Consider the following 12,892-nt stretch of genomic DNA (forward strand, 5'->3'; position numbering starts at 1 on the left):
AAATGATTAATATTCGTCTTCTCTAAATCCAAAGTCACGGAGATGCGACGCTCGGTTTCGCCAATCTTTTTGCACTTTTACCCATAGTTCTAAAAATACTTTTGAACCTAAAAGGGCTTCAATGTCTGCTCTTGCTTTTCTTCCTACCTCTTTTAACATCTTTCCTTGCTTTCCAATTACGATGCCTTTTTGTGAATCTCTTTCGACGATAATTGTAGCGCCTACGTAAACCGCACCATTATCTCGTCTTTGCATAGAATCCATCACAACGGCAATAGAATGAGGTATTTCTTCCCTCGTTGCATGCAGTACTTTTTCACGAATTAATTCCGTAATAATAAAGCGCTCCGGGTGATCAGTTACTTGATCTGCCGGATAATATTGCGGACCTTCCGGCAATCGCTGCTTAATTTGATCAAGCAAACGCTCCACGTTATTTCCTTGTAAAGCTGAAATTGGCACAATTTCAGCAAAAGGATATAAGTCTTTATAATTCGTGATAATTGAAAACAATTCGTCTGGATGAATTTCATCAATTTTATTAATCACAAGGAAAACAGGCGTTTTTGTGTCCTTTAAACGCTCGATAATAAATTCATCGCCTCGACCTAAGCCTTCTGTTGCGTTAATCATAAATAAAATTAAATCTACTTCTTTAAGCGTATTTTGCGCTACCTTCATCATAAAGTCGCCTAATTTATGCTTTGGTTTATGAATTCCTGGTGTATCAATAAACACAATCTGCGCCTGATCTTCCGTGTACACACCCTGAATTTTATTTCTAGTTGTTTGCGGTTTGTCACTCATAATCGCGATCTTTTGACCAATTACTCGGTTCAAAAAAGTTGATTTCCCTACGTTTGGTCTTCCAATAATTGAAACAAAACCTGACTTAAATTCATTATTACTCATGTAAATCCTCCGATGAAAATGCTCCTGGAAGTAATTCTTCCACAGTTAATTCTTGTATGTCATTTTTTAAATTGGTTAATATAACTTTCATTTCTTTTGGACAAAGCTCAGAGATTACTTGTCTGCATGCTCCACACGGAGAAACAGGACGATCAGTATCAGCTACTACAGCAAGTGCTGCATACTCTTTATCTCCTTCTGAATAGGCTTTAAATAAAGCCGTACGCTCAGCGCAATTGCACATGCTATAAGCTGCATTTTCAATATTGCAGCCGCGATAAACCTTTCCATCCTTCGTCAATAAAGCTGCACCAACTTTAAATTTTGAATACGGTACATAAGCCATTTCACGAGCTTTTTTCGCCTCATCAATCAGTCCGGTCTTATCCATTTATCCGCTCTCCTTTTGCGCTTCTACATGTCTTTTAACTTGTCCTTTTTTATTATACCACGGGGGTGTAAAGAACCAAAAAGAATCCTTTTTAAAACAAATACTTTAAGAAAATAATTCCTCCTATAAGGACAGCAAAACACGCATAGACCAACACCGCGGCTGCGGCTGCATCTTTTGCGTGTTTTGCTAGTATGTGATATTCAGGAGAAACTAAATCGACAACTTTTTCAACTGCTGTATTCATTAACTCCAAGCTGAACATGCCTGCAATCAGAAGCAGCACAACCGTCCATTCACCAGCTGTAATTGACAGCACGGCGCCTAAGAAAAGGACGATGAAAGAAGCTGCTACGTGAATTTGCATATTTCTCTGTGTTTTACAAACATAAATAAACCCTTCTATTGCATAGCCAAAGCTACTGACAACTTTAGCTATCCCCTTTTTATCGCGAGAGTCCATATTGTTCTAAAATATCTTTTTGACGTGTAAACATCTCTTTTTCATCTTCTGATGTTTCATGGTCATATCCAAGCAAGTGCAAGAAACCGTGAACCGTTAAGAATCCTAGCTCCCTCATAAACGAGTGATTGTATTCTTCTGCTTGCTCATGAGCTTTTGGAATCGAAATGACAATGTCCCCTAGGACTCTTGGCATCTCATCTCCGATAATTTGCATTTCATCTTCGCCCATTTCTTCTAGCGCAAACGATATTACATCCGTTGGCTGATTTTTATGGCGATATTGATGATTGATTTCTTGAATTCGATCATTATCCACAAATGTAACGGACACTTCTGCATCCTCTTGCAGATTTTCATATATAGCAGCGGCTTCAAGCAGCTTTTCAAGCTCTTTTTGCTGTTCTTCACTTACTTCGTTTGTTTCATCAATAAAATCAATAACTAAACTCATACCTTCACCTTCTCTTTTTTTATCTCTGGATATTCGATTCGGGAATGAAAAATCCCATTTAAAGTTTCACATAGTGCTTGACGAATTAACTCTAGCTCTTTGAGCGTTACGTTACACTCGCTAAGCTGCTCATCCTGCAAGCGATCTTTAATAATATTTCGCACCAAGTTCTCAATTTTTTCCGGAGTGGGATTGGACATTGACCTTACGGCTGCTTCTACACTATCAGCTATGCAAATAACCGCTGCTTCTTTAGACTGAGGCTTTGGTCCAGGATAGCGATATTCTTTTTCATCAATTTTTTCTTCTGTTTGTTCAAGTGCCTTATGATAGAAAAACTTAAGAAGAGTTGTTCCGTGATGCTGCTCTGCAATATCTACAATCTCTTTTGGAAACTTGTGATTCCGCAAAATGGTAGCTCCATCTGTAGCATGTGCGATTATAATATTTTTACTAGTCTTCGGACTTAGTTTATCATGCGGATTAATAATATTCATTTGATTTTCAATAAAATACTGCGGTCGCTTCGTTTTACCAATATCGTGGTAATAAGCCCCGACTCTCGCTAATAAACCGTTAGCTCCTATTGTTTCGCACGCCGCTTCAGATAAGTTTGCCACCATTACGCTGTGATGATATGTTCCAGGTGTTTCGGTTAAGATTTTGCGTAATAGCGGATGAGTAGGACTCGATAATTCAATCAGCTTCATCGTAGATAAAATGCCAAATCCACTTTCAAAAAACGGAAGCAAACCTATAGTTAAAACGGAAGCAATAACACCAGATGCAATTGACATCATGCTGTAATAGCCAAGCTCTACAGTGCCGATTTGGCCATTTTTAATAAAAATAATAGCAAAGCTGATAATTACGTTTACCATAGCTACAAATAGACCTGCCTGCAAAATCCGTGAACGTCTGTGCTGCCTGCTTAAAAATAAAATAGCAGCAATATTGCTAATTAAAAAGTAGATCCCAATGTTCATATTAAACGAGGTTGTCAATTCACCATTAAAAATAATGCTTCCACAAATAGCAAATACAATGCTTGATAAAATAGCAATGCGTTCATCCATTAAAATTCGAATCAGCAAACCTCCCACCGCAACAGGAGCTAAGAAACCAATTTCTGATAAATCAATTTGCTGAAACAAGCTTAAAATTTTCATGAGGCCAATCGTAATGGTTGCTACCAATACATACAACAGCAAGGGCTGATATGTCTTGGTGTGAAATTCACGCAAATAGTAAATGAGGCCCGCTATCATCATTACAATCAGCAAAGCTAACCCCGCAAAAGGCTGAATAGATCCTTTATTATTCAACAATCCCGCGAGCTGGAGCTGACGATATATATCAGGATTAATAAGCTGATTTTCTTCTACAATAATCTGGCCTTGTTTGATTCGGACAGGCTCCACTTTTTCCACAGCTGCTTGACGGTTTTCAGCTGTTTTTTGTGGATCATAAATCACATTTGGAATGATAGCGAATTTAGCAATTGCATTCATCGAATCCTTTAGAGAATTGCTGACATTGGTGTAAACAAGCTGACTTTCTACTTGATCTTTTTTCTCTTCTACATCGCTAATCTTCACTTGATCTTTCATCACATGATGAACGGCCGTGACTACAGCATCTTTCGCAATCGATAAATCACTGTTAGAAGACTGAAGCAGCTGCTTAATGGTATCTTTTGGCAAATTTTTTTGAATGTCTTCAGGAAGCTTGTCCTCTAGCATTTTTTGTTTGGTTTTTAATACAGCATCGATACTGTCATCTTCATGATCTTCTTTTTCATATTCTGTATTAACTTCCATCATCGCATCAAAAATAGATGCAACAAGATCGACTTGGTTCTGTGCGTATTCTGTTTTTTGTGTATACACATCTTCAACGGCTTGTTCTGCCTCTGCCCGTTTTTTCTCTGTGCTCTCTTTATCTTCAATGGTAACGGGTGAGTAAATGGTTTGCGGGGAAATAGATAGTAATCTGAGATCTAATTCCTGCGGCTTTACATTGCTATACATAGACGCAAACATCATTACACCTAACAAGGCATATAACCCAATTTGAATTAACCGTAATCGCTCGATCTGTGCCATTGTTTGCTTGATTATCCGAAACGTTGACACAAACGTACCCCCTTTTACAAAAAATAGACCCTATTAAGAAAGGGTCTTTTGGTCAGCTTGTTCGTACGCTTGAACGATGCGTCCCACAAGTGGATGGCGCACAACATCTGACTGTTCTAGATGAATAAACGAAATACCTTTAACATTGGTCAGGATTTTCGAGACAGCCGCTAGACCAGACTGAGCTCCTTTTGGTAAATCAATTTGTGAAATATCTCCTGTAATCACCATTTTAGACCCAAATCCTAGTCGTGTTAAAAACATCTTCATTTGCGCCATCGTGGTGTTTTGCGCTTCGTCTAAGATAACAAACGCATCATCTAGTGTACGACCTCGCATATAAGCAAGGGGTGCTATTTCAATAACTCCGCGTTCGATTAGGCGTTGCGTATGTTCTGTTCCTAATACATCATGTAATGCATCGTACAGAGGCCGCAAGTACGGATCTACTTTTTCTTTCAGATCTCCTGGCAAGAAGCCAAGACTTTCACCTGCTTCAACAGCAGGACGTGTTAAAATAATACGCTGCACGTGACCATTTTTAAGAGCATTAACGGCCATGACAACGGCTAAATACGTTTTACCAGTACCAGCAGGCCCAATTCCAAATACCAAATCATTTTTCTTAATAGCCGAAATGTATTGACTTTGTCCTAATGTCTTAACACGAATAGTCTTACCTTTTACATTTTTACCAATCTCTTCTTCATATACATCTTCAAAAAACTCGAGAGAATTTTTCTTAGCTAATTGAATCGCATACACAACATCTCGTTCAGATATGGAAATATTTTTTCGGATAATGTTCAGTAACTTTTTAAGCATTTCTTCCACTAGCTGAACATTTTCTGTACTTCCGGAGACTACAACAGTCTCACCTCTTGAAATGATAGAGACCTGCATTTCTTCTTCAATTCGCTTTAAATTCGCATCTTGTACGCCAAATAATGAAATGGCTTCGTTTGAATCATCAAGTTGTACGTTAATTGTTACTAGCTGTTCTGACATTCATCAATCTCCTTGAATAATTGGTTGAGTGTTCGCAATATTTTCTATAACTTGGTAATGTATTGATAATCTAACTTTACCATTGTCCTGTTCTTGGTGCAAAACTTTTTCACCTTTTATTTTAGCATCCTCACCTAAAGTTGATAGTAATTTTTTTCGACCGATTTCCAAAGCTTTTTCCACCGCCTCTTGTTTAGAATAGACGCGCTGCGAGTTCTGTTCTTCTCGTACAGCAACTTTCTCATACGACAGAGGTAACTTCCATTTTAAAAAATAGAGTGGATGCTCCACTTTTTCTGTCACCTTTGAACCGTATTTTTCTTTGTTAAAAGCCCAAAGAGGCATTTTAAAAGCTTGAAAATCTAAATAGTGCTTCGTATATCCATTACCCGTTAATACCTGAAAATCAGTTTTTAAAGGCACTTCCACCTCAGACTTATACCATGTTTCACCGTAGACTTTCCCTTTAGCAGCTACTACTTTTTTATTTTTTTCGTTTCCAATAATACCGGAAACTAAGACCTCGCCTTCATTGACAAAATCATTAACCTTGACTAAAGGTTGTCCTTTTTCGACAAACAAATTCGTAATAATGGCTTTCTTTTTAGCAATTAAATGTTGGTAAGGTGTTTTTTGCTGAGGCTTGGGCTCATTTTTTTCAACCACTTGGAAGTGATAAGAAGTGCCGCGCACTTCTACTCCCACCCAGGTAATATTGTTCATATTATCCGTTAAATAGCGCTGGATTTTTTCAGGACTCTCTAACAGAAATTGAAACTCTCCCCTTTTTACACCTATTTTGGCGAGTTGCTTAGTCATTTGATGTTCTGTTTGTGGTTCTGCACCGCTAATTTCCACTTTCCACACCATGTTGGAAAGCAAACCAAGAATAATAAAAAAAGAAAGAAAACCTAAAGCAAATCCACTATTTTTGATCACTCGTTTTGTTAAAAAAGGAAAACCCCTGCCTGTTATAAAGTAAATTTTACAATCTGCGTTGCGAATTAGTATACGAATTTTCTTTACATCTTTCAATAATATTGTTGCTGTCGCTAGCTGACCGTCAACTTTATGGACATTCGAAATCATAATCTGTTGTCTCACACAATTATTTAAGAAACGTTCAATTCCTTTTCCAACAATTCGAATACGTACGGTACCAATAACAAAGTTTGTCCATCCATTCTTCATTTTTTTCCTCCTTGTGTTATTGTTCTAAATAAAGAACTTGATTGATTTTACCTTCTAAAACCAGTTCTTCTGGCAGTATTACTTTAATGACCAGTCCTTCACCTCGAATTAACATTTGTCCCTGTTTTAGTAACACGCGTATTTCAGTATCAGAAAAGGCTAATAAACCTTTATGGTTTTCAATATAAATGTGTATTTGTCCAACTAACGTAATACGGGGAAGATCCATTAATACATCAGCGGGTAGTTCCATTGTTTTTGTCATCCATCTTTTCATTTGGTGTCTCCACTTTTTGCTCATAAAAAGAACCCCCTTTCATCTCATGTTTATGAGAAAGGGGGTTAATGTATCACATCTATTTATCGTTTATATTTACGTTGTTTCGATTTTGGCGGCCCTAGAATTTCGGACCATACCACTCCTTGAACAGCTTCTTTACGAGAAATGGGCTTGAAAACGTTTTTCTCACCTGTGATTTTTGGTTTGTCAACCGTGATTTTCTTTTGAATAGACGGTTCATGATACGGACGATTTTTTAGCTCTTCCAATTTTTCTTGCAAAGGATTTGTTTCTGCTGATGGAACAGTTTCCGGCTCCATACGAGCTGTTTTTGGCTCTTCTTTGACAGGTCGATATCTAGGTCTTTCCCGCCTTGAAGGATTGTTTACAGGAGGCATAGGAGCTCTTTTAGAACGCTGCTGTTCTTCCTCTTTTGACTGAGCCATAAAACGCTGCACAACGTTAAAAATAATCCCTCCAATGATGACAAAAATGAAAGCATTATTAATAATTAGTTTAATAAGCGTTTCAACGATATTCATTAGGAGAAAACCTCCTTGTTAAGCTGATTCATTATTTCTCATCGTCTTCTTTAGACATTTTTCCAATTGAATCACGCATATCCGTATCAGCAGTCAAGTTTTGAATGTTCATATAATCCATGACGCCAATATTTCCAGAGCGCAGTGCTTCTGCCATCGCTAACGGTACTTCTGCTTCTGCTTCTACTACTTTTGCACGCATTTCTTCTACTTTTGCACGCATTTCTTGTTCTTGAGCAACGGCCATAGCACGACGTTCTTCGGCTTTTGCTTGTGCAATATTTTTATCTGCTTCCGCTTGGTCTGTTTGAAGAACTGCCCCAATATTTTTACCAATATCGATGTCAGCAATATCAATGGATAAGATTTCAAACGCTGTTCCTGAATCCAACCCTTTTCCTAACACCGTTTGAGAAATCATATCGGGATTTTCCAATACTTTTTTGTGATCTTTTTGCGAACCGATTGTAGAAACAATCCCCTCGCCAACACGGGCAATAATCGTTTCTTCTCCTGCTCCCCCTACTAGTCGATCAATGTTTGCACGAACAGTAATTCGAGCTTTTGCTTTGACTTCGATTCCATCCATAGCCACCCCTGCAATAAAAGGTGTTTCAATAACTTTTGGATTAACGCTCATTTGTACAGCTTCTAGCACATCACGGCCCGCTAAGTCGATAGCTGCTCCGCGCTCAAATGTTAACTCAATATTTGCTCGGTGCGCTGCAATCAGCGCGTTTACCACGCGGTCAACGTTACCGCCTGCTAAATAGTGGCTTTCTAATTGATTAATGGTAATACCTAAACCTGCTTTACTTGCTTTAATTAACGGGTTCACAACGCGAGATGGTATCACTCGACGAAGTCTCATTCCGACCAGTGTGAAAATACTAATACGAACGCCTGCTGCTAATGCTGAAATCCATAGCATAATCGGTACAAAAGTGAAAAAAACAGCTAAAGCAATAATTGCTAGACCAATAACTACAAAAAACAATACGCTACCTACTTCCATTAATTAAGGTCCTCCTTTTTCAAAGGCTCTGTAAGCTTCCGCACCACAACCCTTGATCCCTCTACTTTTATAATATTTACTAACACATCTTTGTCTAAATATCCGCCTTCAGTGACTACATCCACATACTCTTCATCGATGAGCACGGTACCTGAAGGACGAAGCGGTGTTGTTGTTTTACCTTGTTTTCCTATTAATTCATAACGATTTTGATTCGACACGTAGCCAGATTCGGTATTAAGTGAATCATTAAGCACCATTTTTTTGAAAGGTGTAAGCTTTCTTTTAAAAAATTTCATCATCACAAACGCACCTCCCAGTGCCACCACTATTGCAATTACAAGAGAAATTCCCATTTCGACATTATTATCTGTTGACATAAAAAAACTTAAAATGATAGCTCCAAGCCCTAGTAGTCCTAAAACTCCGCCTGGTACTACAATCTCTAACAGAAGCAATATAATTCCTGCTATAAATAAAACGAGCGCTTCCATGCCAGCTAATCCTGCTACCATATGACCATAGAAAAATAAAAGAAGTGAAGCTATTCCAATAGAACCCGCAATACCAAATGAAGGCGTAAACAATTCAATTACAATTCCTAAAGCACCAATGGATAATAAAATGGGAACAACAAGTGGATGGGTAAGAAAACGAGCAATTTGTTCACTTACACTCATTTTCGCATACGTCAGTTTAGCATCTTCATAGCCAAGTACGCTTAGGAGATCGTCTGAATTTTTCACAGTCCCTTCTGAATAACCAACTTGCTCGGCTTGCTTCGGAGTGAGCGTCAGCAATTCGTTTCCTTTTAAGTTGAGCTCAGGTATTACCATCTTGGTATTTGCCATCGCTTCTGCATATTTAGGGTTTCGGTTATTTTGCTCTGCTGCACTCTTCATAGCCGATAACCAGTAGGACTGAGCTTTTTTTCCTGCGGCATTTCCCTGTTGGTCAATCACAGCTGCCGATCCCATTGTAGAACCGGGTGTCATATAAATTTGATCGGCGTTAAGTGCAATATACGCTCCGGCTGATAATGCTTTTTTATCGACAAAAGCAGCGGTAGGAATAGGTGTTGAGGTTAAGCTTTTAGCTATTTCAGAAGCTGCATCTACAGCTCCTCCAGGAGTATCTATGTCCAATATAATCAAATCTGCACCGTCATTTTCCGCATCTTCAATGGATCTGTTTAGAAAAGAAAGCAGTCCATTTTCTACCGTTTTATTTACAGGGATAACGTGTACACGCTTCACGTCAGCGGTGCTAATAGTGGGGAATAACCCAGTGGCTAAGATAAGAAAGCACACGAAAGAAAATAAGGTTTTCACCGAATACACTTCCCTCCTTCCATAGATAGTATGAGCATGTATCTGTATATACGAATAACTTTAACAATAGTTTCAAATTTTTTAAAATTTATCTATTTTATTCTTTGCACAAGAAAAACAAAACATACGTTCGATTGTTATCCATATAAAAAACACCTTACACAAGGTAAGGTGTTTTTTATGATAAGTGTTGAAGGACAAGCTTATTAACAAGAGAGCCATCCGCTTTGCCTTTTACTTTCGGCATAAGCGCTCCCATAACTTTCCCCATATCAGCTTTAGAGGAAGACTGCGTTTCTTCAATCGTCGTTTTAATAATTTCAGATAACTCTTCTTCAGTTAGCTGTTTAGGAGCGTAAACTTCTAAAACCGCTAATTCAGAATGAATTTTATCAACAAGATCTTGACGACCTGCTTTCTCAAATTCATGGAGGGAGTCTTTACGTTGTTTGAATTCGCGAGAAATAACCGTCAACTCGTCTGCTTCAGTTAGGTCGGTTCCTAACTTAATGGCTTCGTTTTGAAGAGATGCTTTGACCATACGAATGACCCCAAGCTTCTCTTTCTCTTTGTTTTTCATCGCTTGTTTCATATCACTATTTAAACGCTCGAGAAGACTCATAAATCCACCCTCTTATTAGAACTTGCGTTTTCTAGCAGCTTCAGATTTCTTCTTACGCTTTACGCTAGGCTTTTCATAGAATTCGCGCTTTCTTGCTTCTTGTAACGTACCAGTTTTTGAAACTGAACGTTTGAAGCGACGAAGAGCATCTTCAAGCGATTCGTTTTTACGAACAACTGTTCTTGACATTCTAATTCCCTCCCTCCGAACAAAACCACTAACATCATAATGAAATGACATGTTAGACATGTCTTTTGCAATTATAATATAATGATTCCTTAAGGTCAACCGCTTTACATAAAGTAATGCAGTTATTCCCCCTTTATTTTATGAACTTTCTTGATAAAACATTACTCGTTCAGCTTTTTTACACGTATGAAAAAAGCTGCATATACACGCAGCTTTCCAATAAGTGTTATGAGCTCATTTTCACCTGATCTTGAAGATGAACCTCATCTAGCACGCGAACAAACTCACCTTCATTATAAGGATATCCAGCTTTTGAAATTTTCACTTTTACAAGCTTTCCAACCATTTCTTCAGACGCTTTAAACACAACCTTTAAGTAGTTATCAGTATATCCTACATATAAACCACTTTCAGGATCTTCTTTATATTTTTCTTCCGGAATTACTTCTAGTACTTCTCCTTCAAACGTTGAAGCATATTCTTTTGCCAATTGATTTGAAAGTTCGATTAAACGATGCACACGTTGATTTTTTACTTCTTCATCAATTTGGTCGGTCATACGAGCCGCTGGCGTACCTGTACGTTTAGAATACGGGAATACATGAAGCTCTGAAAAACCGTGCTCTTTAATAAAGTTATACGTCTCCATAAACTCTTCTTCTGTTTCACCTGGGAAGCCAACAATAACATCTGATGTAATCGCTAATCCAGGAAGAGCTTCTTTCAAACGGTTTAAGCGCTCACCAAAGAACTCCATTGTATACTTACGACGCATGCGCTTCAATACCGTATTTGAACCTGATTGAAGAGGAATATGCAAATGACGTACAACCATTTCTGATTGATCTAGTACCTCAATCACTTCGTCCGTAATTTGACTTGCTTCAATTGACGAAATACGAATGCGTTTTAATCCTTTTACTTGAGACTCTAAATCACGAAGAAGCTGGGCAAGATTGTAATCTTTCATGTCTTCTCCGTATCCGCCAGTGTGAATACCTGTTAACACGATTTCTTTATAGCCCGCATCCACTAGCTGCTGTGCTTGTGCTACTACTTCTTTAGGATCACGAGATCGCATTAAACCGCGCGCCCATGGAATAATACAGAATGTACAGAAGTTGTTACAGCCTTCTTGAATCTTTAACGAAGCACGCGTACGGTCTGTAAAAGCCGGTACATCTAGCTCTTCATATACGCGTGTTTTCATAATGTTTCCTACGCCGTTAATCGGCTGACGCTCTTTTTTAAATTGTTCAATATAATCAAGCATCTTAACGCGATCTTGTGTACCTACTACGATATCAACACCAGGAATGGCCATAATTTCAGCTGGCGAAGTTTGAGCATAACACCCAGTTACACAAATAACCGCATCTGGATTTTTCCGCACAGCTCTGCGAATAACTTGACGGCTTTTTTTATCTCCTGTATTTGTTACCGTACATGTATTAATTACATATACATCGGCAGTTTGTTCATATTCAACACGCTCATAGCCTTGGCCTTTGAACAATTGCCAAATTGCTTCTGTTTCATAGTGATTTACTTTACACCCTAGCGTGTGAAAAGCAACTGTTGACATAATCGTCACCTCATTAACTCAGTTTGATAAGATATAGCAGACAGCGCATATAAAGGAGCTGTTTCTGCTCGTAAAATTCGCGGACCAAATCCGCTTATTGTAAATTCATTTTCTTCTAATACTTCTACTTCCTGCTCGGTCAAACCACCCTCGGGGCCTACAACCACAAGCACGGAATGGCCGGGTTTTAAAGCCGAAAGAACAGCGTGCAGATGAGATGTTTCTCCTTGCTTTGCTCTTTCTTCATAGGCTACAACTTTATGAGTATAGTCACCGCTAATTTCTACTAGTTTTTTAAAAGAAATTGGGGCTTCTACTGCTGGTACAATCGTACGATGAGATTGTTCTGCAGCCTCTTTAGCAATCTTGTTCCAGCGATCTACTTTTTTTTGACTCTTTTTATCATCCCATTTAACAACTGAACGAGCCGCAATAAAAGGGATAAACTTATACGCCCCAAGTTCTGTCCCTTTTTGGATAATAAGCTCGAGCTTATCCCCTTTAGGCAGACCGTTCACAATTGTAACATGGACTGGAAGCTCTTTTTCTTCGCTTATCCATTCTATAATAGATGCTTTCACTTCGTTAGCGGAAATATTTTCAATTTCACACAAAGCAGCTTGCCCCTGTTCATTACAGGCAATAAACTGTGATCCTTCATTCATTCTCATGACGCGTGAGATATGATGGGCATCATCTTGTGTCACTATGACACTTTGCTCTTGAAATTGATCATTTGGCAGAAAATAACGTTGCATCTTGACACCTTCTCAC

Annotated in this window: 15 protein-coding genes; all 15 read right to left on the minus strand. The window is 38.4% G+C overall.

Translation table 11 applies throughout. From position 1 onward, the window contains the following. Positions 1-6 precede the first annotated feature (6 nt). The 15 genes from era to ACFX40_RS10415 all read right to left on the minus strand — a co-directional run bounded on the left by era (position 7) and on the right by ACFX40_RS10415 (position 12,876). Positions 7-912 (minus strand): GTPase Era, encoded by a 906-nt coding sequence (era, locus tag ACFX40_RS10345; RefSeq protein WP_013059225.1) that lies wholly within the window; start codon positions 910-912, stop codon positions 7-9. Next, positions 905-1,303 (minus strand): cytidine deaminase, encoded by a 399-nt coding sequence (locus ACFX40_RS10350; RefSeq protein WP_013059226.1) that lies wholly within the window; start codon positions 1,301-1,303, stop codon positions 905-907. Before ACFX40_RS10350 ends, era begins: the two co-directional genes overlap by 8 nt. Before the next feature lie 91 nt (positions 1,304-1,394). Further along, positions 1,395-1,766 carry a diacylglycerol kinase family protein gene (locus ACFX40_RS10355; RefSeq protein WP_025750543.1) on the minus strand — a complete coding sequence of 124 codons (372 nt, stop codon included), beginning with the start codon at positions 1,764-1,766 and terminating at the stop codon, positions 1,395-1,397. Beyond that, positions 1,750-2,220, minus strand: a complete 471-nt coding sequence (gene ybeY, locus ACFX40_RS10360; protein ID WP_025750544.1) for an rRNA maturation RNase YbeY — start codon at positions 2,218-2,220, stop codon at positions 1,750-1,752. Before ybeY ends, ACFX40_RS10355 begins: the two co-directional genes overlap by 17 nt. Beyond that, positions 2,217-4,325, minus strand: a complete 2,109-nt coding sequence (locus ACFX40_RS10365; RefSeq protein WP_377255020.1) for an HD family phosphohydrolase — start codon at positions 4,323-4,325, stop codon at positions 2,217-2,219. Before ACFX40_RS10365 ends, ybeY begins: the two co-directional genes overlap by 4 nt. A 63-nt stretch (positions 4,326-4,388) precedes the next feature. Then, on the minus strand, positions 4,389-5,363 hold the full coding sequence (locus ACFX40_RS10370; protein WP_028410624.1) for a PhoH family protein: 975 nt from the start codon (positions 5,361-5,363) through the stop codon (positions 4,389-4,391). Positions 5,364-5,366: 3 nt separating this feature from the next. Beyond that, positions 5,367-6,554: a sporulation protein YqfD gene (gene yqfD / locus ACFX40_RS10375; protein WP_377254891.1), complete on the minus strand. Its 1,188-nt coding sequence runs from the start codon at positions 6,552-6,554 to the stop codon at positions 5,367-5,369. A 16-nt stretch (positions 6,555-6,570) separates the two neighbouring features. Next, entirely contained in the window at positions 6,571-6,855 is a 285-nt protein-coding gene (gene yqfC / locus ACFX40_RS10380) for a sporulation protein YqfC (RefSeq protein WP_013059232.1), read from the minus strand. 59 nt (positions 6,856-6,914) lie between these two features. After that, positions 6,915-7,376: a hypothetical protein gene (locus ACFX40_RS10385; protein ID WP_028410622.1), complete on the minus strand. Its 462-nt coding sequence runs from the start codon at positions 7,374-7,376 to the stop codon at positions 6,915-6,917. Positions 7,377-7,407: 31 nt separating this feature from the next. Next, on the minus strand, positions 7,408-8,391 hold the full coding sequence (gene floA, locus ACFX40_RS10390; protein WP_013059234.1) for a flotillin-like protein FloA: 984 nt from the start codon (positions 8,389-8,391) through the stop codon (positions 7,408-7,410). Beyond that, positions 8,391-9,722 (minus strand): NfeD family protein, encoded by a 1,332-nt coding sequence (locus tag ACFX40_RS10395; protein ID WP_377254893.1) that lies wholly within the window; start codon positions 9,720-9,722, stop codon positions 8,391-8,393. Before ACFX40_RS10395 ends, floA begins: the two co-directional genes overlap by 1 nt. Before the next feature lie 178 nt (positions 9,723-9,900). Further along, positions 9,901-10,344: a GatB/YqeY domain-containing protein gene (locus ACFX40_RS10400; RefSeq protein ID WP_013059236.1), complete on the minus strand. Its 444-nt coding sequence runs from the start codon at positions 10,342-10,344 to the stop codon at positions 9,901-9,903. Positions 10,345-10,359: 15 nt separating this feature from the next. Further along, positions 10,360-10,533, minus strand: a complete 174-nt coding sequence (gene rpsU, locus ACFX40_RS10405; RefSeq protein ID WP_013059237.1) for a 30S ribosomal protein S21 — start codon at positions 10,531-10,533, stop codon at positions 10,360-10,362. Positions 10,534-10,759: 226 nt separating this feature from the next. Beyond that, the gene (gene mtaB / locus ACFX40_RS10410) at positions 10,760-12,118 is read right to left on the minus strand and encodes a tRNA (N(6)-L-threonylcarbamoyladenosine(37)-C(2))-methylthiotransferase MtaB (protein ID WP_025750549.1); all 1,359 of its coding nucleotides are present in this window, start codon (positions 12,116-12,118) and stop codon (positions 10,760-10,762) included. 5 nt (positions 12,119-12,123) lie between these two features. Next, positions 12,124-12,876: a 16S rRNA (uracil(1498)-N(3))-methyltransferase gene (locus ACFX40_RS10415; protein ID WP_043976188.1), complete on the minus strand. Its 753-nt coding sequence runs from the start codon at positions 12,874-12,876 to the stop codon at positions 12,124-12,126. Positions 12,877-12,892 lie beyond the last annotated feature (16 nt).

This window comes from Priestia sp. YIM B13552 (assembly GCF_042787775.1).
Lineage (GTDB): Bacteria > Bacillota > Bacilli > Bacillales > Bacillaceae_H > Priestia > Priestia megaterium_E.